Annotated in this window: 26 protein-coding genes; 15 read left to right on the top strand and 11 right to left on the bottom strand. The window is 56.4% G+C overall.

The features are described 5' to 3' along the window. Positions 1-69 precede the first annotated feature (69 nt). Entirely contained in the window at positions 70-606 is a 537-nt protein-coding gene (locus BM316_RS01750) for an RNA polymerase sigma factor (RefSeq protein ID WP_090203224.1), read from the top strand. After that, a complete protein-coding gene (locus BM316_RS01745; RefSeq protein WP_090203221.1) occupies positions 603-1,481 on the top strand; it encodes a hypothetical protein in 879 nt (292 codons plus the stop codon). Before BM316_RS01750 ends, BM316_RS01745 begins: the two co-directional genes overlap by 4 nt. Here BM316_RS01745 and BM316_RS01740 read toward each other — a convergent pair. From BM316_RS01740 to BM316_RS01730, 3 genes are read right to left on the bottom strand one after another with little or no spacing between them, the layout of a single operon-like run. After that, on the bottom strand, positions 1,478-2,494 hold the full coding sequence (locus BM316_RS01740) for a serine hydrolase domain-containing protein (protein ID WP_090203218.1): 1,017 nt from the start codon (positions 2,492-2,494) through the stop codon (positions 1,478-1,480). The genes BM316_RS01745 and BM316_RS01740 overlap by 4 nt on opposite strands. A gap of 41 nt (positions 2,495-2,535) precedes the next feature. After that, complete coding sequence (locus tag BM316_RS01735) at positions 2,536-3,228, bottom strand: helix-turn-helix transcriptional regulator (RefSeq protein WP_090203215.1); 693 nt, start codon at positions 3,226-3,228, stop codon at positions 2,536-2,538. After that, complete coding sequence (locus BM316_RS01730) at positions 3,228-3,593, bottom strand: VOC family protein (protein ID WP_090203213.1); 366 nt, start codon at positions 3,591-3,593, stop codon at positions 3,228-3,230. The genes BM316_RS01735 and BM316_RS01730 overlap by 1 nt, the downstream gene beginning before the upstream one ends. A 242-nt stretch (positions 3,594-3,835) precedes the next feature. Between BM316_RS01730 and BM316_RS01725 the strand changes: the two genes are divergently transcribed. Both BM316_RS01725 and BM316_RS01720 read left to right on the top strand, forming a co-directional pair. After that, positions 3,836-4,027: a hypothetical protein gene (locus BM316_RS01725; protein ID WP_090203211.1), complete on the top strand. Its 192-nt coding sequence runs from the start codon at positions 3,836-3,838 to the stop codon at positions 4,025-4,027. A gap of 76 nt (positions 4,028-4,103) precedes the next feature. Next, entirely contained in the window at positions 4,104-4,823 is a 720-nt protein-coding gene (locus BM316_RS01720) for a sterol desaturase family protein (protein ID WP_090203208.1), read from the top strand. Here the strand turns inward: BM316_RS01720 and BM316_RS01715 are convergent, their stop codons facing one another. Continuing rightward, positions 4,824-5,399, bottom strand: a complete 576-nt coding sequence (locus BM316_RS01715; protein WP_090207362.1) for a DUF1285 domain-containing protein — start codon at positions 5,397-5,399, stop codon at positions 4,824-4,826. It lies immediately after the preceding gene. Positions 5,400-5,467: 68 nt separating this feature from the next. Here BM316_RS01715 and BM316_RS01710 point away from each other — a divergent pair, with 68 nt between their 5' ends. From BM316_RS01710 to BM316_RS01690, 5 genes are all read left to right on the top strand, one after another. Beyond that, on the top strand, positions 5,468-6,475 hold the full coding sequence (locus tag BM316_RS01710; RefSeq protein WP_090203206.1) for an AAA family ATPase: 1,008 nt from the start codon (positions 5,468-5,470) through the stop codon (positions 6,473-6,475). After that, positions 6,472-7,344, top strand: coding sequence for a DUF58 domain-containing protein (locus BM316_RS01705; protein ID WP_090203203.1), 873 nt, complete (start codon positions 6,472-6,474; stop codon positions 7,342-7,344). The genes BM316_RS01710 and BM316_RS01705 overlap by 4 nt, the downstream gene beginning before the upstream one ends. 64 nt (positions 7,345-7,408) lie before the next feature. Beyond that, positions 7,409-10,165, top strand: coding sequence for a DUF4159 domain-containing protein (locus BM316_RS01700; protein WP_090203201.1), 2,757 nt, complete (start codon positions 7,409-7,411; stop codon positions 10,163-10,165). Next, entirely contained in the window at positions 10,162-12,237 is a 2,076-nt protein-coding gene (locus BM316_RS01695) for a hypothetical protein (RefSeq protein WP_090203198.1), read from the top strand. The genes BM316_RS01700 and BM316_RS01695 overlap by 4 nt, the downstream gene beginning before the upstream one ends. Positions 12,238-12,269: 32 nt before the next feature. After that, entirely contained in the window at positions 12,270-13,157 is an 888-nt protein-coding gene (locus BM316_RS01690; RefSeq protein ID WP_110577548.1) for an endonuclease/exonuclease/phosphatase family protein, read from the top strand. Here the strand turns inward: BM316_RS01690 and BM316_RS01685 are convergent. Both BM316_RS01685 and BM316_RS01680 read right to left on the bottom strand, forming a co-directional pair. Beyond that, entirely contained in the window at positions 13,154-13,495 is a 342-nt protein-coding gene (locus BM316_RS01685) for a hypothetical protein (RefSeq protein WP_090203193.1), read from the bottom strand. The two genes, BM316_RS01690 and BM316_RS01685, sit on opposite strands and share 4 nt — an antisense overlap. Continuing rightward, positions 13,492-14,184, bottom strand: a complete 693-nt coding sequence (locus BM316_RS01680; protein ID WP_090203191.1) for a DUF599 domain-containing protein — start codon at positions 14,182-14,184, stop codon at positions 13,492-13,494. Before BM316_RS01680 ends, BM316_RS01685 begins: the two co-directional genes overlap by 4 nt. Positions 14,185-14,273: 89 nt before the next feature. Between BM316_RS01680 and BM316_RS01675 the strand changes: the two genes are divergently transcribed. The 5 genes from BM316_RS01675 to BM316_RS01655 all read left to right on the top strand — a co-directional run bounded on the left by BM316_RS01675 (position 14,274) and on the right by BM316_RS01655 (position 19,657). Continuing rightward, a complete protein-coding gene (locus BM316_RS01675; protein ID WP_090203190.1) occupies positions 14,274-15,707 on the top strand; it encodes an FAD-linked oxidase C-terminal domain-containing protein in 1,434 nt (477 codons plus the stop codon). A gap of 57 nt (positions 15,708-15,764) precedes the next feature. Further along, on the top strand, positions 15,765-16,871 hold the full coding sequence (locus BM316_RS01670) for an FAD-binding protein (protein WP_090203187.1): 1,107 nt from the start codon (positions 15,765-15,767) through the stop codon (positions 16,869-16,871). Continuing rightward, a complete protein-coding gene (gene glcF, locus BM316_RS01665; protein ID WP_090203184.1) occupies positions 16,871-18,190 on the top strand; it encodes a glycolate oxidase subunit GlcF in 1,320 nt (439 codons plus the stop codon). Before BM316_RS01670 ends, glcF begins: the two co-directional genes overlap by 1 nt. A gap of 62 nt (positions 18,191-18,252) precedes the next feature. After that, positions 18,253-19,059, top strand: coding sequence for a trypsin-like serine peptidase (locus BM316_RS01660; protein ID WP_090203182.1), 807 nt, complete (start codon positions 18,253-18,255; stop codon positions 19,057-19,059). A gap of 130 nt (positions 19,060-19,189) precedes the next feature. Further along, a complete protein-coding gene (locus tag BM316_RS01655) occupies positions 19,190-19,657 on the top strand; it encodes an Hsp20 family protein (protein WP_165606522.1) in 468 nt (155 codons plus the stop codon). A gap of 52 nt (positions 19,658-19,709) precedes the next feature. Here BM316_RS01655 and BM316_RS01650 read toward each other — a convergent pair whose 3' ends face one another. The 4 genes from BM316_RS01650 to BM316_RS01635 form a co-directional block, all read right to left on the bottom strand. Beyond that, the gene (locus tag BM316_RS01650; protein WP_090203179.1) at positions 19,710-20,084 is read right to left on the bottom strand and encodes a hypothetical protein; all 375 of its coding nucleotides are present in this window, start codon (positions 20,082-20,084) and stop codon (positions 19,710-19,712) included. Between the two features lie 16 nt (positions 20,085-20,100). Further along, a complete protein-coding gene (gene polA, locus BM316_RS01645; RefSeq protein ID WP_090203176.1) occupies positions 20,101-22,893 on the bottom strand; it encodes a DNA polymerase I in 2,793 nt (930 codons plus the stop codon). A 120-nt stretch (positions 22,894-23,013) separates the two neighbouring features. Continuing rightward, complete coding sequence (locus BM316_RS01640) at positions 23,014-23,925, bottom strand: pirin family protein (RefSeq protein ID WP_090203174.1); 912 nt, start codon at positions 23,923-23,925, stop codon at positions 23,014-23,016. A gap of 90 nt (positions 23,926-24,015) precedes the next feature. Beyond that, positions 24,016-24,198, bottom strand: coding sequence for a zinc-finger domain-containing protein (locus BM316_RS01635; protein ID WP_090203172.1), 183 nt, complete (start codon positions 24,196-24,198; stop codon positions 24,016-24,018). 88 nt (positions 24,199-24,286) lie between these two features. Here BM316_RS01635 and BM316_RS01630 point away from each other — a divergent pair, with 88 nt between their 5' ends. Continuing rightward, entirely contained in the window at positions 24,287-25,225 is a 939-nt protein-coding gene (locus BM316_RS01630; protein ID WP_090207357.1) for an ABC transporter ATP-binding protein, read from the top strand. Here BM316_RS01630 and BM316_RS01625 read toward each other — a convergent pair. Continuing rightward, entirely contained in the window at positions 25,222-25,584 is a 363-nt protein-coding gene (locus tag BM316_RS01625; protein WP_090203170.1) for an HIT domain-containing protein, read from the bottom strand. The two genes, BM316_RS01630 and BM316_RS01625, sit on opposite strands and share 4 nt — an antisense overlap. Positions 25,585-25,590 lie beyond the last annotated feature (6 nt).

The following is a 25,590-nucleotide window of genomic DNA, read 5'->3' as shown; positions in this document are numbered from 1 at the left end:
AATTTCGCATTTCTGATTTGACGCCGCCAAGGATTGACCTCTGGGCGGCGTCTCATCACCGTAATGCGTATGACAACCAGTGATCTTGATCTTGCAACTGCGGCAGCGGCAGGCGATGCGGCAGCCTTTTCGAGCTTGCTTGAACGCCACTATGACAGCCTTTTCCGGCTCGCTTTTCGGCTGACCGGTAGCAAAGCCGAGGCCGAAGACCTCACGCAGGACGTCTGTCTTGCGCTTCCCACAAAGCTGAAAAATTTCAGCGGGCAAGCGAAGGTGAGCACGTGGCTCTACAGAGTCATGGTGAATGCAGCGCATGACCGACGGCGCAAACAGAGCCGTTCGGCAAAACTGGCCAAAGGTTGGGGTGATTGGGAAAAAAACCGTGCCTCAGCGAATGCAGAAACGGCCGCTCAGATCGATTGGTTGCATCAGGCAATGACGATACTTTCGCCAGATTTGCGCGACACTCTCGCGCTCGTCCTTGATGATGTCACCCATAAAGACGCAGCCGACATCCTCGGCGTGTCCGAAGGCACCGTTAGTTGGCGCATTTCGAAAGCAAAGAGAACGTTGAGAGAAGCGCACGCCAAGGAGGATCGGATATGACCCGACCAGATGATGACCTGATCGCACTCAAGCGCGCTTTTGAGGAGACAACGCCGGTTCCGCAACCACAAAAACGCATGCAAGACATTGCACAAGCCGAAGCTGTGTTCAAATCCATGCACGCAAGTGCCGCCAAGAAAATACCCAGCAGGCGTTTCTCCTGGAAAGCTCTTGGTGCAGGTCTTGGCGGTCTCACGACCGCAGCCGTAGCATTGGTGTTGGTCATCCCGCCACAGCAACAGGTTTCGATTCCAGAAAACGCAGTTGTTTCCTCCGCTGAAAGCCGCGCCGCCATGCCGTTAGAAGGAGCGTCGCTCGCCGACGAAAGCGCCGTCGAAGAATTGGCCGAAGAACGAATGGCAACGCCTCAAGCTGCGCCCGGCACCTTCGCCACCGCTGAAGACAGTCAATCGCTACGTGCTGCGCCAACTGATCAAGTTGCTGCACTTCGCAGCACGCTTGAAAGCGGAAGACTCCCAGTTGCAGGCGACCTTGACGCGCAGCGGCTTCTGACCGCCCTGACAAGCGACGTGAATCCATTACCGTCTGCGCGTTATGCGCTTCCTTGGTCAGATGATGTCATATTGTTGGATGCCGGCGCATACGCATCGCCTCGGTTTACGTTGTCTTTGGAAGTTGCGGAGGAACCACCTCTTGTCGACTTAAAAGCGGCCCTTCCAGACATTCGCATGGTCGCAGCAATCGCAGGTTTCGCCGCGCTTCTCGAGAGTGGAGAAACTGATCTCAATGACTGGAGCTATGCTGATGCTCTGAACATTGCGGAAGAAGTCGGAGACGACTTCTCAGGCTCATCAGGTCGGATCGTCCTCGAACTTTTGCGCAACGCGCTGCAAATCGCGACTTCTTCGCCCTAAGCCTCTTCACGTGCTGCGGGCAGGATATCCTGCTCGATCAGGCGTTTCAGGTCGCCGAAGTAGCCCCCGGAGCGGGCAGGACGTGTTGGGTCAGAGGTAATCGCGCAGGTCAGCCCGATTTGCGGTGCTACGCAAATAATCTGACCACCGTATCCACGCGCAAGTGCATACGGGATCTCATCCGCCTGCCCCAGGAACCACCCGTAGCCATAGTCCAATCCTGAAAACGGTGAGCGGGTGCGCGGTTCAAGCGAACGTGTCACCCAGCTTTGGCTCAGGACACGCACGCCATCGAAAGCGCCGTTCAGACGATATAGCTCACCAAACCGGACCATACCTTCAAGTGTGAGGGCCATTTCGTTGCCACCCAGATAGCGCCCCTGTGGATCGCGCGTCCATGCGGGGATTTCTATCCCAAGCGGGTTCCCAAGCCTTTCTCGGGCCAAATCGAGAAGAGATTGGCCAGAGACCTCTGACAGCACGGCGCCCAGAATATGGAAGCTCCCCGTCGAATACTGCATCCCCGTGCCAGGTTCAGCAATAATCGGCCGCGCAAGTGCATTGGCAACCCAGTTGCGACTACTGACCCACCCCCCATAGTTGCGGCCCGATGTGCGTTCGAGACCGGCCTGCATGGTCACCAGATCCTCAATTGTGATCTGAGACACACGCGGATCAGCGTCTGAAGGGATCAGTTGCGGCGCGACGTCGCCAAGGCGATCCGTTACGCTCGATAGCTCCCCACGGTCGATGGCCGCGCCCGTCAGTGCAGCCACAACGGTCTTTGACACCGACTTAATAGGAACCAACCGTCCCATTTCAGGCCCGCGAAAGACTGCCGAAAGGCGCGTCTCACCGGCCTGCCTGATGAGGATCGCGTGACATTGATCGAAGGCCGCAGCTCTGTCTGCGATGGCCTGCCAGGGGTCTGATTGCGCAATTGCGGGCGCTGCAAGCGACGCGGCAATGCCTGACAAAAGTGTGCGGCGGGAAATAAGATGTGTATTGAACATAGGCCAAACCTAGCGGCCAATTGGCCAAGCACCATGCACATTTACGTGCGTGGATGAAGGTAGGCTTCTGCCTCATAAAAGTCGCGCAGTGTCTGGCCTTTTTCGGCGCGAAATCGGTTGCAAGTCTTGACAGAAGCAATGCGGTCGAGCCGAAACATCCGAAAGTCTGCTCTGAGTTCACACCAACAGACCGCTGTCCAGACTTTACCCCAAAACCAGACCCCCAAAGGCCGTACCGTCCGGTTGGTAACCTGCTCGCGCTCGTCCGCATAAGCAATTTCAAGTCGTGTTTGCGTCTCTGCTGCAGCCTCGAACACATCCAGATAGTCACGCCACTGCCCTTGGGATGCATAGCCCTCTAACGCATGGACTTTAACCTGACCCACCTTGGCGCGTGCGGCTTCGGGCAAAACCGCGTCAATCTTGATCAAAGCCTCCTGTGCTGCTGAGGCCATCTTGGTGCCACCCCAAGCCTGCAGGACACGTGCGCCTGACACCAGCGCCACGATCTCGTCATGGGTAAACATCAGTGGTGGCAAGTCGTATCCGTCACGCATGAGATACCCAACGCCTGCCTCGCCCTCGATGGGCACGCCAGACCCGATCAAATGGGCGATATCGCGGTAGATAGTTCGCGGCGTCACCTCCAGTTTTTCGGCAAGTTGCGCTGCAGTGGTCAGCCGACCGCCTCTCAGGAATTGAAGTATCTGAAAGAGGCGGTCAGCACGTCGCATCAGGCGGACGCCTCAAACAAACCGATGGAGTTGCCATCGATATCTCGTGCATAAACGAAACGGCCCGTCGGGAGCGGGATCGGCGGGCTCACAACTTCACCACCCGCGTTCTTACACCGCGCGATCCCGTCTTCCAGGCTATCGGGCAATGCCAGATGAACCGTGTTGCCACTGTCTGGTGCCGGTTTTCCCGGATAAAGATGAGCCCCTGACTTGTTCTGCATCCCGCCGAGGTCGGCCATTGGATTGGGGCCCTCGTTGTTGATCTCCATCTCATATCCAAAGACCTTGCTGTAAAACGCAACGGATTTCTCGAGGTCAGTCACCGGAATTTCCGCCCAGACAACGATATCGCGATCAGCCATGTTTCATCTCCTTTTCTGGTTGATGGAGACACGTAGAACATAGCCCTGCTGACAGCATTATGTCAGCATGTTTTCAGTAGCCCTCCTTAGCCTGCTCTTGCACGCCACTGCGCTTGTGACGACTTGTTTTCTTGCTAGATTGAGGTCGGCTCAGGAAACCCTTTCGTTTGTATGAAGACGCCAAGATGCTCATTTGCAAGCTGCTGTTTGTTTTCTAAGCTAACGGTCAAAGAGGATTGCGCGTGAAACAGCTTGTCCATTTTCTTGTTGGTCTATTCATGCCCTTGATCTTGATCGCGGGCGGTGCGGGCGTCATTGGCATTGGAATGACTTATGACATCGTTGCCCTGGCCTGGGCTGGGCTGGCTATGATTGCCGCTGGGATCGTCTGGGGGCTGGTGTTGTACTTCTGGGCGGATAGCGGCCTCTGGTGACCGGCTGACGCCGCGTCCAGCTTGTCAGAAACGATAGCAATTCCTAGCCTGACAACCCGAAAGCAAGGGGGCTCAGATGATCTCGACGTTACGCATTCTTATCCATATGGGCAGCTTGCAACGGCTTGCACCGTTCTGGCTGGCAGGCATCATTCTTCTTAGCTTGAATTTCCAGGTATGGATGATCGCGGCGCTCGCTTATGGCGTCGTGATGCAGTTCTTCGTTGAATACCTGATGCACAGGTTCTTGCTGCACCGCGAACCTCCGACAGAGCAGAGCATTTTCAACGCGCTCTATCGCAGCCATATCGGTCACCACGAGTTTCCGTCTGATGCCGAATTTTTTACCGGCGATGACCACTGGTATCCGGTGCGGTTCGGATTGATCTCAACGGCGATCCATACGCTTGTTCTCTGGCCGTTTCTTGGTCTTACGACCGCTGCGATGACAGCTTACATCATCCTCTTTGTCGGGTCTGTCAGTGCCTTCGCGTTCTATGAATACTGTCACACCTTGGCACATCTGAACGTCAAGAAGGGTTGGTTTGGGCAACGGGTCACGCGCAGCCATCTGGCGCATCACTTTCAGGATCACGATGCAACATTTCACGTCAGCTTCGGTATGGGCTGGATTGACCGGCTCTTTGGCACCCCCCACGACCCGGAACTGGCTCGCGCACGCTATAACCGCGATACAATCCTTTCGATGGGTATGGACCCAGAGGATTTGCGTCTGGTGACAGCAAGAAAAGCCTATGGCATCACCAAGATGCCGCGAAATGCGAAGAATGCCTGATCAGGGCAGTTCTGCCGAAGGAATGATCGGGAAGAACTCGCCAGCAGATCGAAGACCGAACCATTGGGTGCCATCGTGCGTTTCGTGCTCACCTATTTCGACAAGCCTGTAGAAGGACTTGCGATCAATCAACGCTTCAAGATTGGCGCGTACCAAGACATAGGGTGAAGGTTCACCAGTTGAGGGGTCGCGCACGACACGGATCGGGTGGTCAGGGCCAGATTCTACGAAATCGCCAACGTTTGTCTCAAATACAAGTGTATCGCCCTCGCGGTTAAAATCGACGGCAACAAAAGGGGCATCGTCAACGGTAATCCCCACTTTCTCAACCGGAGTGACGAGGACATAGTCGTCCCCGTCTTTACGCAGGATGGTCGAAAAGAGCCTGACCAACTCCGGCCGACCAATCGGTGTGCCCATGTAAAACCATGTCCCGTCCCGCGCGATCTTCATGTCGAGGTCGCCGCAATGCGGTGGGTTCCACAGATGCACCGGCGGCAAGCCCTTCTTCGTGGCGGCACGCGCGCTGGACGCAAGGCTTTCTGCTGAAGGGGTCACAATCTTTTGTGTGGTCATTGCTTTTGCCATTGGGTGAGATGCGATTATCTGTTCAGATAAAGATATAGATCAATGGGAGGAAAGTCATGGCCGAGGACGCAGATCTGGTTGCTGAAATCGAGGCACTCGGCACCAAGCTTGCCGCCGCCCGAGACAGCATTTCTGCCCGCTTTATTGGTCAGGAACGGGTGGTTGACCTCACACTTTCAGCGCTGATCTGTGGTGGACACGCAGTTCTGATCGGATTGCCCGGCTTGGGGAAAACCCGCCTTGTTGACACACTCTCGACCGTGATGGGTCTGAAGGGAAACCGCATTCAATTTACGCCAGACCTGATGCCTGCAGATATTCTTGGATCCGAGGTTCTTGAAACAGGTGAGGACGGAAAGCGCGCTTTTCGGTTCATTGAAGGTCCGATTTTCTGTCAGTTGCTGATGGCTGATGAAATCAACCGCGCATCGCCACGGACACAATCGGCATTGCTGCAGGCCATGCAGGAAAAAGAGGTGACCATTGCTGGCGAGCATCGGGCACTTGGCGTGCCGTTCCATGTGCTCGCGACGCAAAACCCGATTGAACAGGAAGGCACCTACCCGCTGCCTGAGGCGCAGCTAGACCGCTTCCTTGTCCAGATCGACGTGCCCTACCCGGATCGTCATACAGAGAAAGACATTCTGATTGCCACCACTGGGGTGGCCGAAGCGAAGGCACAGCCTGTCTTTTCTTCCGACGAATTGCTGGCCGCCCAAACGCTGCTGCGCCGGATGCCTGTTGGCGACAACATTGTCGAATTGATCCTTAACTTGGTCAGGGCGTGCCGCCCTAGCGATGAAACCGCACCGGATATCATCCGCCAGAATGTCAGTTGGGGTCCGGGACCACGTGCCGCGCAAGCGTTGATGCTGACCGTCAGGGCGCAAGCCCTGTTGGATGGGCGACTTGCTCCGTCAGCCGAGGATGTACGCAAAATGGCGGTTCCCGTTCTTGAGCATCGGATGGCGTTGTCTTTTGCCGCCAGAGCACGGGGCGAAAACATTCACCATGTCATCAATTCCGCTGCCGACCAATTCACGACCGTTTCAGCGGCTGCATGACGGAACCGCTCGCCCTCAGGTCTGACGCAGAGGCGCTCGCTGCGCCTTTACCGCCTCTTTTGGCGGAGGCCGAGCATTTGGCGACGACGGTTCTTCTGGGGGATCATGGCAGAAAGCGTGCTGGCACGGGTGACACGTTCTGGCAGTACCGGCCAGCACAACCACATGACTCCGCCAGACAAATCGACTGGCGTCGGTCCGCACGCGCCGACGCCAACTTTGTGCAAGACAAAGAATGGCAGATTGCGCAGTCGATTGTCCTGTGGGTCGATCAGGCAGCATCGATGCGGTTTTCCTCAGACCCCGATTTGACAACAAAAGCCATGCGGGCGCGATTGCTTGGCCTTGCCACAGCGATTTTGCTTGTGCGCGGCGGCGAGAGGGTCGGCCTGACCGGGCTTCGCCTTCCGCCCCGTCGCGGGCGTGGCCAGTTGATGACGATGGCCCAGCTTCTGAGCGAAGATGGCGCGGCCGATTTTGGCGCGCCGGAGCCGCAAGGGATGCTGCCGCACTCTCGTGCCTTATTCATCAGTGATTTCCTTGGCGATATCACGGCCGTCGAGGAGGCTTTGACGCGCGCGGCAGACCGCGGCATCGGTGGCGCGATGCTTCAGATCCTTGATCCGCAGGAAGAGGCATTTCCTTTCGATGGTCGCACGATTTTCGAGAGTATGACAGGTGCTTTGACCCACGAGACGTTGAAAGCGAAAGACTTGCGGGACCGCTATCTCGACAGGTTGGCTGCACGCAAGGACCGGCTGAATACCTTGGCCCGTGCAACCGGTTGGCAGTTCCAGACGCATCATACGAATGAAAGTGCTGCAAACGCTCTGTTCTGGCTCTTTGGCGCGATGGAGCATCAGAGATGACGCGCGATGGTCTTTCCGCAGCAGCGATGGTTTCAGGCATGGCAACACCGATAGGGGGTAAAGCGTGCTAGCACTCGGACCCATTGGTTTCACTGCACCTTGGGTGCTGCTCGGCCTGATTGCATTGCCGATCATCTGGTTATTGCTGCGTGCTGTGCCGCCAGCGCCGATCAGACGGCGCTTTCCCGGTGTGGCGCTTTTGTTGGGGCTGGCTGACGATGATAGTCAGACGGATCGGACACCATGGTGGCTCTTGCTATTGCGGACGTTGGCCATTGCCGCTGTCATCCTGGGCTTTGCTGGGCCGGTGCTGAACCCGCAGAACGCGCGTGACGGCTCGGGCGACCTTGTCATCGTGCTTGATGGATCATGGGCCGGGGCGGCGAATTGGCAGGATCGGATTGATCGGGTCGACACACTTTTGTCTGAGGCGGCGCGACTAGATCGGCGGGTTGCTCTTCTGAATTTGAACAATCTGCCCCCAGATGCAGATCTGCCCTTCTCAGCACCCATGGACTGGCAGGACCGTTTGCCGAACCTGCAGCCCTTTCCGTGGCAACCGCAAGACGTCGTGCCGTGGCTTGAGGCTCGTCCGGGTCAATTTGAGACCTATTGGATTTCCGATGGGCTCGACTGGGAAGGGAGAACTGCATTCCTGGCGGCGCTGGAGGATCGCGGCAACGTGACCGTCTTCCAGACTCCGCGGCAGGTGTCAGGTCTGCGCCCAGCGCGATTTGAAAATGGAGAAGTCATTGTTTCAGCCACTCGAACGCCAGTTGGGCTGGATCAAGAAATTACCGTTGCCGCGGTCGGTCTTGATCCCGCAGGAGTCGAGCGACAGCTCGCGACTGTGCCTGTGAATTTCCCTGCAGGTGAAGCATCGGCTGAAACTTCGCTGGTGTTGCCGCCAGAACTGAGAAACCGGATCACACGATTTGAAATCGACGGCCAACGTTCTGCGGCCGCCGTCAGCCTTGCGGATGATGCCCTTCGACGCCGTGAGGTCGCCCTGATTGCCGGCCGCGACGATCGCGAGGGACTTGATCTGCTTTCGCCGCTTTACTACCTGCGCGAAGCGTTGGAACCGACCGCAGACATCATTGACGGCGCTTTGACCGATATCCTTCTTGCTAACCCCGATGTCATCGTGCTTGCAGATGTTGCCAATCTAGCAGCTGTCGAAGCAGACGCACTTGAAGACTGGGTGAACAGTGGCGGTATGCTGTTGCGATTTGCAGGGCCGCGGCTGGCCGCTTCCGACCTTGGGCGCAACAACGAAGATCCCCTTTTGCCAGTCCGCCTGCGCAGTGGCGGGCGGACGGTTGGCGGGGCGATGTCGTGGGGGGAGCCCAAGACACTTGCACCTTTCGCCGAAGACAGTCCGTTTTTTGGTTTGCCTATTCCTGATGATGTCAGCGTGACCTCACAGGTCATGGCGCAACCGGATCCAACACTGTCCGACCGTGTCATCGCGCAGCTATCCGACGGCACACCGCTTGTGACCCGCAAACTCAGCGGCGCCGGTCAGGTTGTTCTCTTTCATGTGACAGCCAACGCGGAGTGGTCATCGCTGCCACTGTCAGGGCTCTTCGTTCAGATGCTTGAACGGCTGGCCGTATCGACCAGAGCAATCTCTTCCGACGATGCCGCATTGGAAGGCACAACCTGGCTTCCACGCTTGGTGCTGGATGGTTTTGGTGACTTGCAGGATGGGAGCACGCTGCAAGGTGTTTCCGGCGACGCCATCGCTGCGATGCAACCAAGTGCGGAATTGCAACCGGGGCTCTACGCTAGCGAAGACCGCCAGATTGCTGTTAACGTCGTTGGACCCGAGACGACATTTACCGTTGCGCAGTGGCCCTCGTCCGTCACGGTCGAAGGCATGGAAGCTGTGGCAGAGACCCCGTTGAAGGGGTGGCTGCTTGCAGCCGCATTGACCTTCATGATGATAGATGTTGTTGCTTCACTCGCGGTTGGTGGGCGCTTGCGTGGACCACGCGCCGACATTGCAGCCGCCTTTCTTGTGGCCTTGACGCTCTCGCCTGAGGCGCAGGCCCAAAGCAGCGATGAATTTGCACTGCGTGCGACCACCGAGGTTGTGCTTGGACATGTCCTGACAGGCGACCCCGAAATTGACGAAATCGCAGAGGCGGGACTTAGGGGGATATCACAGACCCTCTTCCGCCGGACCGCTATTGAACCCGCTGACCCGATTGGCGTGAATCTGGAAACCGATGAACTGGCGTTCTTTCCGTTCCTCTATTGGCCGATTACGGCAGACCAAGCGTTGCCGAGCCGCGAGGCCTACGCAAAGCTCAACACCTATCTGCGAACTGGCGGTATGATCATGTTTGATACGCGTGATGCAGACAGCGCCCGGTTTGGGTCAGGATCGCCTGAAGGACGCAGGTTGCAGGCGATTGCACGTTCCCTTGACATTCCTCCGATCGAGCCGATCCCGTCAGACCATGTTCTGACACGGACATTCTATCTTCTACAGGATTTCCCGGGGCGCTACGCATCACGCGACGTTTGGGTCGAGGCAGCGCCGCCAGGCGCGGAGCTTGTCGAAGGGATGCCATTCAGAAACCTCAACGATGGTGTGACACCTGTCATTATTGGCGGCAACGACTGGGCGCGCGCTTGGGCAATCGACGAAAACGGTCGTTTGATGTTTCCCGTCGGTCGTGGAAGATCGGGAGAGCGGCAACGCGAGATTGCACTGAGGTTCGGCGTGAATGTGATCATGCACGTGCTGACGGGGAACTATAAATCCGATCAGGTTCATGTTTCTGACTTGCTCGACAGGCTTGGACAATGACCGACGGCACAATCATCTTCGATCCACTCCTACCATGGATCGCTATCGCCCTTCTGGCTGCTCTTTTGGGCGTGTCGGTCGGTCTCGCCGTCTGGCGGCGGTTGGCCGGATGGTGGCTGCGCGCACTGGCTAGTCTCGCCATCTTCGCCGCGATCACCAATCCTGCCATCCAGCAAGAAGACCGTGCACCACTGACCGATATTGTTCTTGTGGTCGTTGACGAATCCGCAAGCCAAAGAAGTGGCAACCGACCTGACCAAAACGAAGCCGCCTTTGCCAATGTCGCAGATGAGCTTGCGGGGATTTCTAACACAGAGCTTCGCCGCATTGACCTAGGAGACGGTGAAGGCGATCTTGGCACGACACTGATGACGGCTGTCAGCAGTGCGCTGGCCGAAGAACCACGCGCGCGCATTGCCGGCATCATTATGATTTCGGACGGGCGTGTGCACGATCTGGAACGAGCGCCAGCATTGCCTGCACCAACCCACCTGCTTTTGACAGGTGAGCCGGATGACTGGGATCGCCGGTTATTGGTGGAAAACGCACCAGCCTTTGCGATCCTAGGGGAAGAGGTCAATCTGACACTGCGGATTGAAGACCAAGGCAACGCACCACAGGAAGATACTGTACCGCTATCCATCTCGATCGATGGTGACGTCCCACTCACCGTTCCGGTCCCGATCGGCGAAGATGTGCGTCTGCCCATCACGCTTCCGCATGGGGGAATGAACGTCTTGCAATTCACGATCCCCACCGCCGAGGGTGAACTGACCGACCGCAACAATGCGGCCGTCGTTCAGATCAACGGTGTCAGGGACCGTTTGCGTGTTCTTCTCGTGTCTGGCGAGCCCCATCCGGGCGAGAGAACGTGGCGCAACCTTCTGAAATCCGACTCTGCCGTTGATCTTGTGCATTTCACAATCCTCCGCCCCCCTGAGAAACAGGATGGCGTACCGGTCAACGAACTTAGTCTCATTGCTTTTCCGACGCGTGAATTGTTCTTGGAAAAGATCAACGACTTCGACCTGATCATCTTTGACCGCTACCGCCGACGCGGCATTCTACCCGGTGCGTACTTCGAGAATATCGCAGATTATGTTCGTCAGGGAGGGGCAGTTCTGATCTCATCGGGGCCGGAGTACGGTGGTGCAGAAAGCATATATCGCTCGCCGCTCGGTGACATTCTGCCCGGAGCCCCGACAGCCCGCGTCTTTGAAGAAGGCTTTGTGCCACAGATCACAGCTTTGGGTGCCCGCCATCCTGTGACAGCTGGATTGGACGCTTTTAAATCAGGAGCGCAGGAAGATGGCGAAGGTCCCGCATGGGGGCGCTGGTTCCGCTTAGTCGATGTTCTTGTCCCAGAGAGCGCTACAACAGTGATGTCAGGTCTTGATAACAGACCATTGCTTTCGCTTGACCGGGTTGGCGAAGGCCGTGTTGCGCTGATCGCGTCTGATCATTCTTGGCTATGGGATCGCGGCTATGAAGGTGGTGGTCCCCAGCTGGAGCTTTTGCGCAGATTGGCTCACTGGATGATGAAAGAGCCTGAACTCGAAGAAGAGGCGCTCTGGGTTGAGCCGACAGGCCAGACGATGCGTATCATCCGCAGGACGCTCGGCCTTGAAACGAATGAGGTGACCATCACCCACCCGGACGGAACCGAGACGATTATTCCGCTCGAAGAAGTCTCGCCAGGTCGATTTGAGGCACTTTGGGACGCGCCAGAAATCGGTCTTTATCGCCTGAGCGACGGCACTGAAAGCACTGTGATCGCCTTGGGCCCGTCAGCACCTCGCGAATTTGTAGAGACTATCGCCGACGGTGACGCGCTCGCCCCGCTCATTGCGACAACCGGCGGGGGCATACGTGCAATTGCAGATGGCGATATCAGCATTCGCACGGTCCGCGCAGGCAGACCTGCTGCCGGACGTGGTTGGATTGGGATAACGCCTCGCGAGGCCTACCGCACCGTAGACATCAGCATCACACCGATCCTGCCGGCCTGGGCGTTTGTCCTGCTGGCCTCGCTCTTGATGATTGGTGCGTGGCTTCGTGAGGGGCGCCGGTAGTGCGACGAACGCTCGTCAAGGCGTTCGGAGCGATGCTGTTCGCAGTCGTCGTCTTGGTGGGTTGTCAGACTGTTCGACATTCCGGCAACGTTCCTTTGACAGCACCAGATCCGGATACGCTGCGGATCGCCACATATAATGTTCATTATATCATTTTGAACCGAGAGGAGGGCGCCTGGTCCGTGGCAGACTGGGAACGCCGTAAAGAACCTCTTGATCTTGCCTTCAAGGATATCGCGGCTGATGTGATCGCGTTTCAGGAGATGGAAAGCTTCGGGGGTGGGTCGATCAGTGAGGTCAACCTGACCCTCGACTGGTTACTTAGTCAAAACGCTGACTATGCCGCTGCAGCAGTGGGCGACCCGCGTTCCTTTCCCTCGACGCAACCAATTCTCTACCGAACCGCGCGCCTCGCAGTTGAGGATCAAGGATGGTTCTTCTTCTCTGAAACACCTGACGTGATCTACTCGCGGACATTCAACGGATCTTATCCGGCATTTGCCTCTTGGGCCGCTTTCACAGACCTGACGAATGGTCAGTCCTTCACGGTCGTGAACGTCCATACTGATTTCGGTTCGCTCTCGAACCGTTTGCAGTCAGCAGCACTCATCGCGGAGCGTATCTCACCGTGGGTCGCTGCCGAAGAGACAGTTTTTGTCGTTGGTGACTTGAACGCACGTCTTGGGGATGAGGTCGTCGATATCCTGAAGGAAACCGGGTTGAATTTCGCTCCTGTGGAAGGCGCAACATTTCACTTTAACCGCGGTCTCAATCTGTTTGCTGCGATTGATCACATCGCGAGCCGGGGTGCCGTTCGCTTGGCTGCACCACCAATTGTCGTTCGCCAGCAATATAACGGTGAGTGGCCGACGGACCATTACCCGGTCGTCGCAGACTATGCTTGGTTGAGCACGCGCTAGCGCAGCCGGACCTCAAATCGCTTGTCCGACCAACAATCTACGGAACATCGTGCCTGAATATAGATGACGTCTGCATCTTCGCTTATCGGCACACCAACAAGCATCCGCGTAAACGGTTGTTCCTCGACATGCGGATGATAAAGCGTCCGCAACCCCAGACTGCGTCCGTTAGCGTCCAGAACCTCCCAAGCGTCGGCAAAATGCTCCCACCCGTCATCATCATGAAGGATCGTAACTGACACGCGATCAGCATCAACATCAACTGCACGGATCTCCGGTTCGCCAGCGAGAGCCAGCGCTGGCGCGAACAAAAACGCAGGATGCAAAAAACATTTCATTTGCCTACTATAATCCGGCGCGGCAAAGACGCAAACTCTCTTGTCCACAAAAGGAAAAGGACCACAACGGTCGATAACAGGAGCGCTTCAGGGCCCAGTAACCAGGCCAGGGCCCCAAGAGCGAAGTACATCGCACGAAGGCCGCGGTTGAAGTTTATTGCTGCCCTGATGTTCAGCTCCGCCGCCTGAGCAGCACGCGGGTAGGCGATTGGATCATCAGGGTCGTTCGGCACGGCGGCCATCATGACGGCGCAATATCCGAAAATACGATTTGCCCACACGAACTTCAGAAACGCATTTGTCAGAAAGAGGGCCACCAGCGACAGTTTCATTTGAAACAAAACGACCGGAACAGCCATGTCGGAAACCTCTGCGGCGACGCCTCGCAATGGTTCAGTGTTGCCGATCAAGGCAAGCACACCCCCGACCGCAAGCAGGCACGTGGATGCAAAGAATGCAGTTCCCTGACGAAGACCACCGACAATCTGGCTATCGAAGATGCGGGGATCGCGGGTGACAAAGACTTTCATCCAGTCGCGCCTGCGTTCCGACATCAAAACCGTAACGGACGGTCGAGAGGCCGTCGGGTGCTCAATCCACCAACCAATGAGATAACAGGAAGTCACGATAATCGCGGCAGCAACCCAATCCAGCGGCGAAAGTAACGACATTTGGTCCAATATCTGCATAACTGAGGTCTAGCATTCAGCTTTAAGCTTGCCAGCACACAAAATTGGTAATATATTTTTACCAATCATCAGGCAAAGGGAGTCGCCTCATGGAAATGCCAACGCCAAATGCCGCCGTCCTTTCTCGGAAAGAGCAAATCGTCGCCCGTTTGAGGGAGGTGCTTCCATCTGATGCCGTGATCTCTGACGAACGAGAAACGCGCGCCTATGAATGTGATGCACTGACGGCCTACAAATGCCCGCCCCTTTGCGCGGTTTTGCCTGCAAATACCGATGAAGTCTCTGCTGTCATGAAGATTTGCCATGACATGGGCGTTCCTGTTGTCCCTCGTGGGTCTGGCACGTCACTCGCTGGCGGTGCGCTCCCAACCGCTGACAGTGTGATACTGGGCGTTGCAAAGATGAATAGTGTTATCGAAACAAACTACGATGATCGCTACATCAAGGTGCAAACCGGCAGAACAAACCTGTCTGTTACCGGCGCTGTCGAAACAAACGGCTTTTTCTATGCGCCAGACCCATCAAGCCAACTTGCCTGTGCTATCGCCGGCAACATCGCGATGAATTCGGGCGGTGCGCACTGTCTGAAATATGGTGTGACCACAAACAACCTCATGGGCGTGACGATGGTGCTGATGGACGGCACTGTTGTTGAAATCGGCGGCGCGCATCTTGATGCGGGGGGCCTCGATCTTCTTGGCCTCATCTGCGGCTCTGAAGGGCAATTGGGGGTCGTCACCGAAGCCACCTTGCGTATCCTTCACAAACCCGAGGGCGCCCGCCCTGTCTTGATGGGATACGATGATGCAGAGACAGCGGGACAAGTCGTTACCGACATCATCAAAGCTGGTATCCTGCCAGTTGCCATCGAATACATGGATCGGCCCTGCATCGAAGCGACGGAGGCATTTGCGAAGGCAGGCTACCCAATGTGTGAGGCGCTTCTGATCGTTGAAGTTGAAGGGTCGGACGCTGAAATTGATGCGCAGCTCAAGCTGATTATGGAGATCGCCCAAAAACATAATCCCGTTGAGTTGCGCGAAGCGAAAGATGCCGACGAGGCTGGTCGCATCTGGCTGGGACGGAAATCGGCCTTTGGCGCGATGGGTCAGATCAACGATTACATGTGTCTTGACGGGACAATTCCGGTGTCCTCTCTCCCCTTCGTTCTCAAGCGGATTGGTGAGATGTCCAAAGAGTTCGGACTCGACGTAGGTAACGTGTTTCACGCCGGTGACGGCAACATGCATCCGCTTATTCTGTTTGATGCCAACAAGCCCGGTGATCTCGAACTGTGCGAGGCATTTGGCGCTGAGATCCTGAAACTATGTGTAGAAGTTGGCGGCTGTCTGACCGGCGAACATGGCGTCGGGATCGAAAAACGCGATCTGATGAACGTGCAATACGCGCCAGCGGACCTCGAAGCTCAGATGGTGGTCAAGGACGTGTTTGATCCTGCTTGGTTGCTGAATGCAGCAAAGGTCTTTCCTTTGGCCACATCAGACCAGCGGCGCGCGGCATAACCCCCCGCTCGCCAGACGCAATGGCAACACAGCTCATTCCACTTCAAGAGGTCAACAATGACGCCGACAACCGAAGACGAACTGGCGCAGATGATCAAGGGCGCCAATGGACCCTTGCGCATTCAGGGCGGTGGAACACGACCGATTGGCAAGTCTGATGGTGAGATACTAAGCACTTCCGCCCTCAACGGTATTTCACTTTATGAGCCAGGTGCACTGACGATTGTCGCCGGTGCAGGCACGCCTGTTGCTGAAATTGAAGAGACATTGGCTGCTGAAAACCAGCGTTTGGCTTTTGAGCCCATGGACCATCGTCCATTGCTCAACACAGACGGCACACCAACACTCGGTGGTCTTGCTGCGGCCAATGTGTCAGGCCCTCGCCGCATCGCGGTCGGAGCGTGTCGCGACTTTATGCTCGGCGTGCGCTTCGTCGATGGATCGGGCAACATCATCAAGAACGGCGGCCGCGTGATGAAGAATGTGACCGGCTACGATTTGGTCAAACTGATGGCGGGATCATACGGCACATTGGGTGTGATGAGCGAGGTCGCATTAAAAGTTCTCCCAAACGTAGAGACGACCGGAACACTCATGCTGGCTGGTCTGTCTGATGAGAAAGCAATTGCCGCCATGTCAAAGGCGCTTGGCTCGCCTTTCGAGGTGACAGGTGCTGCACATTTTCCAAAGGGCGAAGGCGGCGCACCGCTGACGATCTTGCGGATTGAAGGCTTTGCGGATTCCGTCAAATACCGCGCAAACCGGCTGCGTGCGACGCTTGCCGCTTTTGGTGATGTCGATATTGAAATCAGCGAGGATAACAGCCGCTGGGCCGCAGTACGTGACGTGACGCATCTGGCAAACCAGGAAGGTGACGTCTGGCGCATTTCCAGCAAACCATCAGCAGCAGCCGGGCTGATTAGCAAAATTTCACCGAAGTCGGTTCAGTACGACTGGGGTGGCGGGCTGATGTGGGTCCTTGTTGATCAGGGCCGCGATTTGCGCGCCTCTTTGGGGAGCTTTGACGGACATGCGACATTGATCCGGGGCAGTGCAGATGTCCCGACGTTCCAACCTGAAGCACCGGCGCTGGCAGCGATGACCTCCGGTCTTCGCAGTAAATTCGACCCACGCGGAATCCTTAACCCTGGGATGATGAGCTAATGCAGACAACATTTACGCCCGAACAACTCAAAGACCCTGGTATCGCAAGGTCGAATGAAATCCTCAGATCATGTGTGCATTGCGGATTTTGCACGGCGACCTGCCCGACGTATCAGGTGCTGGGTGACGAACTCGACAGTCCGCGAGGGCGTATCTACCTGATCAAGGACATGCTCGAGAATGAGCGCAAGCCTGACGAAAAGACCGTTAAGCACATTGACCGCTGTCTTTCTTGCTTGGCTTGTATGACCACCTGCCCATCGGGCGTGCATTACATGCATTTGGTCGACCATGCGCGCGCCTACATCGAAAAGAATTATGATCGCCCGTGGTCCGACCGCGCCTTGCGCTGGCTGTTGGCGCGTATTTTGCCTTACCCGATGCGCTTTCGCGTTGCGCTGCTCGGCGCGAAGATTGGTCGCCCATTCGCAAAGTGGATGCCTGATGTGCGGCTCCGCGCGATGCTTGAAATGGCGCCGAAAACGATTCCGCCTGTCAGCCGGAACGATGACCCGCAGACCTTTCCCGCGAAAGACAAGAAAATGCGGGTCGCCTTGATGACAGGGTGTGCGCAAAAGGCACTGAACACAGACATCAACGATGCCACAATCCGCCTTCTGACGCGGCTTGGTGCCGAAGTTGTCGTTGCAGAAGGTGCGGGTTGCTGTGGCGCCCTGACCCATCACATGGGCAAAGAGGACGAAAGCCACGCAACAGCAGCAAAAAACATCCGTGCGTGGGCCAAGGAAATGGACGGCGAGGGCCTTGATGCAATCGTCATCAATACCTCTGGCTGCGGAACGACAGTCAAGGACTACGGACATATGTTCCGCAATGACAGCCTCGCCGACGACGCGGCCAGAGTCTCGGCAATTGCCATGGATGTTTCAGAGCTTTTGATGAAGCTTGATTTGCCTGCAGGCGAGGACAAAGCAACAAAGGTCGCCTATCACGCCGCCTGCTCGCTTCAGCACGGACAGCAGATCAAGACCTTCCCCAAGGACCTGCTCAAGAAAGCCGGGTTCACGGTGCTTGAGCCCGCCGACAGCCATCTGTGCTGCGGCTCGGCAGGGACCTACAATCTGATGCAGCCGGAAATCTCGAAGCAACTCAAAGACCGGAAGGTCAGAACGCTTGAGGCGCTCACGCCCGATATCATCGCTGCCGGGAATATTGGTTGCATGATGCAGATCGGTGGCGGCACAGATGTACCTATCGTTCACACGGTTGAATTGCTGGACTGGGCAACCGGTGGGCCGCAGCCCCCTGCCTTGACCGCACCTGGCAAACGAGAACCACAAATCCCGATCTTGCGCTGACGCCATATTCCTGCCCAAAGTTACGGCCAGATTAACCTCAAACAGGGAGATATGGCCGAAGTATGCGGCAATTACTTGCAGCAATCGTTCTCGTTATCGGACTGAGTGCTCCGGCACTGGCCCAGCAGAGTGACCTGATCCCCCTGCAAACCCGTCAGGATAGTCAGGGGTGGGACGCCGTTGGCCGACTGGATATACGTGGCAAAGGGTTTTGCACCGCGGCATTGATCCGTGACCAGCTCATCCTGACCGCCGCGCACTGTCTCTATGACGCCAACGGAGAACAGATCGCAGCGGAAAGATTCGAGTTTCGCGCAGGCTTCCGCCGCGGGCGCTCCGAAGCGTCACGTTTGATACGGCGCGCGGTTCCGCATCCGGACTATGTCTTTGATGCCGGGATCACCAGTCCGGGCGCGGTCGCCGTGGACATAGCCGTTCTTGAGTTGAGTCACCCGATCCGAACGACACGCATCAGGCCATTCCAGACCACCGCAAACCCGATCACCGGGGATCAGGTCCGCGTCGTCTCATACGGACGAGGCCGCGAAGATACGCCAAGCTTGCAGGATGTCTGCGGCGTGTTGGGCCGCCAAACGGGCGTCATTGTCATGAATTGCGAGGTCGCGTTCGGCTCTAGCGGTGCCCCAGTCTTTATGGATGTTGGCGGTGAGGCACGTATCGTTTCTGTGGTCTCCGCTATGGCGCAAGTTGACGGCCAACCTGTCTCACTCGGCACATCACTGAGGCAGCCATTGACGCAGCTAATGGCGCATCTTGCCGGTCTCGGACCAGCGACACCAAACGGCACGCAAAGGCTGACGACCGACGGGACCCGCAATGAAACTGGCGCCAAATTTGTAACGCCTTAGCCCCCTTGAAATCGCACAAGCTGTTTCCCAAATCAGTGTCATCAGGATGCCAATGACGGGTCCTGACAAACACACGCCTGTCCAAACCGGAAGGCAACACATTGTTATCGCTTATGAAAGGATGACCCAAATGCGTGCATTTGATCTGACACCGCTTTACCGTGCCACCGTTGGCTTTGACCAGATTGCCGATCTGATGGATCGGGCCCTTGCCAGCGACGTCGGCCAGAACAGCTACCCCCCATACAACATTGAAAAGACTGACGATGATGCATGGCGCATCTCTATCGCAGTTGCAGGCTTTGCCGACGACGACCTCGCTATTGAGGTCAAAGATCGCGCACTTCATGTGACCGGCCGCAAAGCAAATGACGAAACAGAGCGGACCTTCCTGCACCGCGGTATCGCAACCCGCGCTTTTGAGCGCCGTTTTACCCTTGCCGACCATGTCAAGGTGACAGGTGCCAGCCACGAAAACGGTATGCTCCACATCGACCTGATGCGCGAGGTTCCTGAAGCGCTCAAGCCGCGCCGGATCGAGATTGCCTCTTCGGCGAAGACAGATGCCAATCTCGTCGAGGCAAAGTCAGTAAACTAAAAAGAGTGTGCTATTAATGAGTTCAGCGCCACCCCCGCCGGGGTGGCGTTTTCTATTCGGGCACTGGCCCTCGACAATCGGCATAGGTTCGGAGCGGAATCGTCTGTCCTGGGAATGCTACGCGTGCACCCTCGAATACAACGATGAAACCACCCTCTGTCGCAACCCAGCTGCCGTTCCCGAAGTCGGGACTTAAAGCATCACAAGCGCGGCCGAGATAGAAAACATCGCCAATCTGCAACTTTGGCGTAACGCTGGTATCTGCGAGCATCGCGTCAGCCTGTCGGTCAATCACTCTCAAAACCGCGCCATTGCGGTTTTCGTCGTAACTGTAGAGCCCGCCGCCGGCAGAAATATATCTGACCGGTTCGGCGCACACAGTAGCGCCTGACCATATGGCCAACGCGGCAAGAAACAAGTGCCGCATACCATTTACCTTCTACTCAATGGGCCTCCGCCCAATTTGCCCCCTGCCCCGCATCGACAGCCAACTTGACGTCGAGTTTCACGGCAGGATCACTTGCATTTTCCATCACTTCGCGCGCGCGATCAATAAGTGTGTCGACGCTGTCTTTTTCGACTTCGAAGATGAGTTCGTCGTGCACCTGCAGCAACATCTTCGCAGGTAAATCCGAAATTGCTCTCGGCATCCTGATCATCGCGCGCCGGATCACGTCTGCCGCTGTGCCCTGGATTGGCGCGTTGATCGCTGCACGGCGCGCAAAACCCGCATGAGGACCCTTCGCGTTAATCTCTGGCGTATTGATCTTGCGCCCGAAAAGGGTCTGTACATAGCCGTTTTCTTTGGCGAAGGCGACTGTCTCATCCATGTAGGCGCGAATGCCGGGGAACCGTTCGAAATAGCGGTCGATAAAGCCCTGTGCCTCGCCGCGTGGTATCCGCAGGTTCCGCGCAAGACCGAACCCTGAAATTCCATAGATGACACCAAAGTTGATCGCCTTCGCCTGTCGCCGAATGTCAGGCGTCATTTCATCCAGCGGCACATCGAACATCTCCGACGCCGTCATGGCGTGAATATCCAGCCCATCACGGAACGCCTGTTTTAGCGCATCAATACCTGCAATATGCGCCAGAATACGCAGTTCAATCTGGGAGTAGTCGAGGCTAACGATGACCTTCCCTTCATCCGCCACAAACGCCTCTCTGATGCGGCGACCCTCTTCACTCCGCACAGGAATATTTTGCAGGTTCGGATCCGTCGAGGCGAGGCGTCCCGTGTTCGCCCCGGCAATCGAATATGAGGTATGAACGCGGCCCGTGTCCTTGTTGATATGCTCCTGCAAGGCATCGGTATAGGTTGATTTCAGCTTGGAAAGCTGTCGCCAATCAAGGACCAGTCCAGGCAGTTCATGTTCTGTCGCAAGATCCTCCAGCACATCGGCACCAGTTGCATATGCACCCGTTTTGCCTTTCTTGCCGCCTGGCAGACCCATTTCATCAAAAAGGATCTCACCCAGCTGTTTTGGTGAGCCCACGTTGAATGGCCTGCCTGCTTTTTCCTGAATCTCTGCCTCCAGCCCTGCCATCTTCTGTGCAAAGGCATTGGACATCCGGCTCAACGTATCACGGTCGACCTTGATCCCGTTCTGCTCCATCTGAGCCAAGACAGGGATTAGCGGGCGTTCCATGGTCTCGTAGACCGTCGTCACCTGTTTTGCGTGCAACAACGGCTTGAACGTCTGCCATAGCCGCAAAGTAATATCAGCGTCTTCTGCGGCGTACTTTGTCGCATCATCAATCGCCACGCGGTCAAAAGTGATCGCCGATTTGCCGGAACCCAGAAGCGGTTTGATCGGGATGGGCTGATGGCCGAGGTAGCGCTCCGACAGAACATCCATCCCGTGGTTATGCAAACCTGCATGCATCGCGTATGACATCAACATGGTGTCGTCGATTGGCGCAACATCGATCCCATACCGTGAGAATATCTTTGCGTCATACTTCATGTTCTGGCCGATTTTAATGATCGCTTCGTCTTCCAGAACGGGCTTCAGCATCTCGAGACACGCATCTAGAGACATCTGTCCTTCGGCCAGTTCATCAGAGCCGAAGAGATCGTCCCAGGCTGCTGATTTGTGTGACAGCGGGATGTAGCAGGCGCTGCCTGGCTCTACTGATAATGAAATTCCCACCAGATCGGCGATCATTTCATTCAGACCGGTCGTTTCCGTGTCCACCGCGACATACCCGCGTTCGCGGATCATGTTGATCCAGACCTGCAAAGCCTCTGCATCGCGGACGCATTCATAGTTGTCTGCGTTGAATTCTACGATTTCGGGTGGTGCTGCTGTGTCCTCTTTGGCGGGGACCTCGATCACAGGCGCATCGACGCCCAGTTTCTCTGCGATGCGCTTCGTGACGGTGCGGAATTCCATCTCGGCCAAAAAGCCCATGAGCACCTCTGGATCAGGGTCCTTCACCTCAAGATCATCCAGAGTGAAATCAAGCGTCATATTGCAGTCGAGCTGCACCAGTTGCTTGGACATCTCGATCTGGGCGCGCTTTTCGATCAGCGTTTCGCGTCGTTTGGGCTGCTTGATCTCTTCTGCTCGGTCCAGCAGCGTTTCCAGATCACCATACTCATTGATCAACAGGGCGGCCGTCTTGATGCCGATACCAGGCGCCCCGGGAATGTTATCGACCGAGTCACCGGCTAAGGCCTGAACATCAACCACGCGCTCCGGCCCGACACCGAATTTCTCGAAAACGCCATCACGATCGATGCGACGGTTTTTCATTGGGTCGAGCATTTCCACCCCGTCGCCCACAAGCTGCATCAAATCCTTGTCGGACGAGACAATCGTCACCCGGCCGCCGGCATCACGCGCCTGATGGGAGAGGGTGGCAATGATATCGTCCGCCTCGAATCCTTCCATTTCTTCGCAGGCGATGTTGAAGGCTTTCGTGGCAGTGCGGGTCAGCGGGATCTGGGGCCGCAGATCCTCCGGCATTTCATCCCGATTTGCTTTATACTGATCGTAGAGGTCGTTCCGGAATGTGTGGCTGCCCTTATCAAAAATCACAGCCACATGGGTCGCGGCATCGGCACCGCTGTTTCCTTCGACATAGCGTTGCAGCATGTTGACAAAGCCACTGACCGCACCGACCGGCAGGCCATCAGACTTCCGCGTGAGTGGCGGAAGCGCGTGATAGGCGCGAAAAATGAAGGCTGATCCGTCGATCAGATGTAGGTGACAGCCCTTGCCGAATGCCATTTGGAACCCCCGTTGCTTCGCAAGAAACCTATACGCGCGGCATTAGGGGGTCTAGGGCGGAAGGGGCTCTGCCCCCGTCCCTTCGGGACTCCCCCAGGATATTTATCGGGCCGATAATTTTCAGTGCTGCGACTTGATGAAAGTCCCGTTGCGCAAGTCCTTCATGGCCTGCATCAGTTCCGCTTGCGTGTTCATCACGATGGGCCCGTGCCATGCGACAGGTTCCTGTATGGGGCGTCCGGCAACAAGCAGAAAGCGGATGCCGTCGGGACCAGCCTTCACGGTCACCTCATCGCCATTGCCAAAGCGCACAAGGGTGCGATTGCCTGTCATGTCGCGAATGTTGATTTCCTGACCAGCGACCTCTTTCTCCACCCGCACGCCAATAGGGTCTGCGGCATCGGTGAAGCGACCCGCGCCTGCAAAAACATAGGCAAACGCATTCGCACGTGTATCAACCGGCAGGGTTTTTCGCGTGTTCGGTGGGACAGAGATGTCCAGATAAAGCGGGTCTGCTGCAATTCCGTCAACAGGACCGGACTTCCCCCAGAAGTTGCCAGTAATGATTTTGACCCGCGTCCCGTCATCGTCGATGATTTCCGGAATGTCCCCGCCTTGAATGTCCTGATACCGAGGGGCCGTCATCTTGAGAGAGGACGGCAGGTTTGCCCAAAGCTGGAATCCGTGCATCTGACCTGCCGCATTGCCTTTGGGCATTTCCTGATGGAGGATCCCAGATCCCGCCGTCATCCATTGGACCGAACCGGCCCCGAGGGTTCCGTTGTTGCCTAGGCTGTCACCATGGGCGACCTCACCTTCAAGAACATAGGTGATCGTCTCGATCCCGCGGTGCGGGTGCCATGGGAAGCCTTTTTCGTAATGCTGCGGAATATCGTTTCGGAAATCATCCAAAAGCAGGAAGGGATCGCTTTCTGAAGGGTCACCAAAGCCAAAGACACGGTGCAAATGTACACCTGCACCTTCCATCGTTGGTTGGGCATGGGTTGTTTGGGTCACTGGGCGGAAAGTCATGGCGTGCTCCTTGTGCGGACACCATGACAATAGCCTGCGTTCACCGCAAACGATACCAACGCGATTGAACAGAGCCTGTGCGGATCTTCGTCAGGCGACCTTGCCTTCAAAATCCTTATGGATCAGCTTGGCATCGCAATACGGGCATTCAACCCAGCCATGTTCGTGTGGAATCTGAAGCCAAACGCGTGGGTGCCCCAGCGCGCCTTCACCGCCGTCGCAGGCAACGCGCCAGTCATCCACAATGCGTGTCTCTGGGGCTGGTGTCGTCATGGTGTTATTCCATCTGGTTGCCGCGAGCCTCTGCCCGCCTTATCTCTCGGCGGGTATACCGCAGCGGCGGGTCGGGGAAAAGACACACATGACAGACAATGCCATCGAAATTTCCGGTTTGAAGAAAACCTATAAAGGCTCTGGCCGGAGTGCGGCGAAAGAAGCGCTTAAAGGCATTGATCTCACTATCCCGCGAGGGTCGATCTTTGGGCTGTTGGGGCCGAACGGGGCTGGCAAGTCGACGTTGATCAATATTCTTGCGGGACTTGTGGTCAAATCAGCCGGTTCGGTGAAAATATGGGGCTTTGACCAAGACGAAAACCCGCGCCAGTCGCGCGCGGCCATCGGTGTCATGCCACAAGAACCTCATCTTGATCCATTCTTTACACCGGCAGGGTCACTGGATGTGCAAGCCGGGCTTTACGGTGTGCCGAAATCACAAAGGCGGACAGCCGAAATACTCGAATTGATCGGTCTGACAGACAAAGCAGATGCCTACGCAAGGTCGCTCTCAGGCGGGATGCGGCGGCGATTGCTTCTGGGCAAGGCATTGGTGCATTCACCGCAGATCCTGGTGTTGGACGAACCGACAGCGGGCGTGGACATCGAGTTGCGGAGCATGCTCTGGGCCAATGTCCGCAAGCTCAATGATCAAGGCATGACGATTATCCTGACGACGCACTACCTCGAAGAGGCTGAGGAGATGTGTGACGATATCGCGATTATCAACCACGGCGAGGTCATCGTCAGAGATAGCACCGAAAACCTGCTGGGACGGCTTGATCGCAAAACGCTGGTCATCACACCCGGCGATGAATGCGACCTGCCGGCCTTGCCCGAAGGTGTCGTCGGTGAGAAGCTTGGCGACGGGTCGCTTGCCTTTACCTATCAAAGCGGCAAGACGCCTGCCGATGCAATTCTCTCACTGGTGCGCGATGCGGGCATTCCGATCAGGGATGTCAGAACGCAGGAAGCACATCTGGAAGATGTGTTCCTGTCGCTCACCGCAAAGAAAGAACCAGTCTAATCTACCAAGATCGGACCCAGAGGACGCCCGCCCAAGATATGCATGTGATAGTGGGGCACTTCTTGCAGCCCATGCGCACGCGTATTGGAAATCCCGCGAAATCCATCTTTTAGGTCCGCAATTTTGCAAACCTCGGCGATAGCTTGCATGAACCCAACCTGTTCATCGGCTGATGCCTCAAGTGCGAAGTGGTCGAGGCTGACATATGCACCTTTCGGGATGACAAGCACATGGACCGGGGCCTGAGGTGCGATGTCTTCGAATGCGAGGGCATAGTCATTCTCATATACCGTCCTGTTTGGAATTTCGCCTCGCAGGATTTTGGCGAAGATATTCTGGTCGTCGTAATCAAAGTCCATGGCTTT

Source organism: Yoonia litorea, assembly GCF_900114675.1.
Taxonomy (GTDB): Bacteria; Pseudomonadota; Alphaproteobacteria; order Rhodobacterales; family Rhodobacteraceae; genus Yoonia; species Yoonia litorea.
This window is presented reverse-complemented; position numbering and strand designations above follow the sequence as displayed.

Excerpts from the sequence above, each read along its gene's own strand:
- BM316_RS01750 (WP_090203224.1), top strand. The coding sequence starts at position 70 with ATGACAACCAGTGATCTTGATCTTGCAACTGCGGCAGCGGCAGGCGAT.
- BM316_RS01745 (WP_090203221.1), top strand. The coding sequence starts at position 603 with ATGACCCGACCAGATGATGACCTGATCGCACTCAAGCGCGCTTTTGAG.
- BM316_RS01740 (WP_090203218.1), bottom strand. The coding sequence starts at position 2,494 with ATGTTCAATACACATCTTATTTCCCGCCGCACACTTTTGTCAGGCATT.
- BM316_RS01735 (WP_090203215.1), bottom strand. The coding sequence starts at position 3,228 with ATGCGACGTGCTGACCGCCTCTTTCAGATACTTCAATTCCTGAGAGGC.
- BM316_RS01730 (WP_090203213.1), bottom strand. The coding sequence starts at position 3,593 with ATGGCTGATCGCGATATCGTTGTCTGGGCGGAAATTCCGGTGACTGAC.
- BM316_RS01720 (WP_090203208.1), top strand. The coding sequence starts at position 4,104 with ATGATCTCGACGTTACGCATTCTTATCCATATGGGCAGCTTGCAACGG.
- BM316_RS01715 (WP_090207362.1), bottom strand. The coding sequence starts at position 5,399 with ATGACCACACAAAAGATTGTGACCCCTTCAGCAGAAAGCCTTGCGTCC.
- BM316_RS01710 (WP_090203206.1), top strand. The coding sequence starts at position 5,468 with ATGGCCGAGGACGCAGATCTGGTTGCTGAAATCGAGGCACTCGGCACC.
- BM316_RS01705 (WP_090203203.1), top strand. The coding sequence starts at position 6,472 with ATGACGGAACCGCTCGCCCTCAGGTCTGACGCAGAGGCGCTCGCTGCG.
- BM316_RS01695 (WP_090203198.1), top strand. The coding sequence starts at position 10,162 with ATGACCGACGGCACAATCATCTTCGATCCACTCCTACCATGGATCGCT.
- BM316_RS01690 (WP_110577548.1), top strand. The coding sequence starts at position 12,270 with ATGCTGTTCGCAGTCGTCGTCTTGGTGGGTTGTCAGACTGTTCGACAT.
- BM316_RS01685 (WP_090203193.1), bottom strand. The coding sequence starts at position 13,495 with ATGAAATGTTTTTTGCATCCTGCGTTTTTGTTCGCGCCAGCGCTGGCT.
- BM316_RS01680 (WP_090203191.1), bottom strand. The coding sequence starts at position 14,184 with ATGCAGATATTGGACCAAATGTCGTTACTTTCGCCGCTGGATTGGGTT.
- BM316_RS01675 (WP_090203190.1), top strand. The coding sequence starts at position 14,274 with ATGGAAATGCCAACGCCAAATGCCGCCGTCCTTTCTCGGAAAGAGCAA.
- BM316_RS01670 (WP_090203187.1), top strand. The coding sequence starts at position 15,765 with ATGACGCCGACAACCGAAGACGAACTGGCGCAGATGATCAAGGGCGCC.
- glcF (WP_090203184.1), top strand. The coding sequence starts at position 16,871 with ATGCAGACAACATTTACGCCCGAACAACTCAAAGACCCTGGTATCGCA.
- BM316_RS01660 (WP_090203182.1), top strand. The coding sequence starts at position 18,253 with ATGCGGCAATTACTTGCAGCAATCGTTCTCGTTATCGGACTGAGTGCT.
- BM316_RS01655 (WP_165606522.1), top strand. The coding sequence starts at position 19,190 with ATGCGTGCATTTGATCTGACACCGCTTTACCGTGCCACCGTTGGCTTT.
- BM316_RS01650 (WP_090203179.1), bottom strand. The coding sequence starts at position 20,084 with ATGCGGCACTTGTTTCTTGCCGCGTTGGCCATATGGTCAGGCGCTACT.
- polA (WP_090203176.1), bottom strand. The coding sequence starts at position 22,893 with ATGGCATTCGGCAAGGGCTGTCACCTACATCTGATCGACGGATCAGCC.
- BM316_RS01640 (WP_090203174.1), bottom strand. The coding sequence starts at position 23,925 with ATGACTTTCCGCCCAGTGACCCAAACAACCCATGCCCAACCAACGATG.
- BM316_RS01635 (WP_090203172.1), bottom strand. The coding sequence starts at position 24,198 with ATGACGACACCAGCCCCAGAGACACGCATTGTGGATGACTGGCGCGTT.
- BM316_RS01630 (WP_090207357.1), top strand. The coding sequence starts at position 24,287 with ATGACAGACAATGCCATCGAAATTTCCGGTTTGAAGAAAACCTATAAA.
- BM316_RS01625 (WP_090203170.1), bottom strand. The coding sequence starts at position 25,584 with ATGGACTTTGATTACGACGACCAGAATATCTTCGCCAAAATCCTGCGA.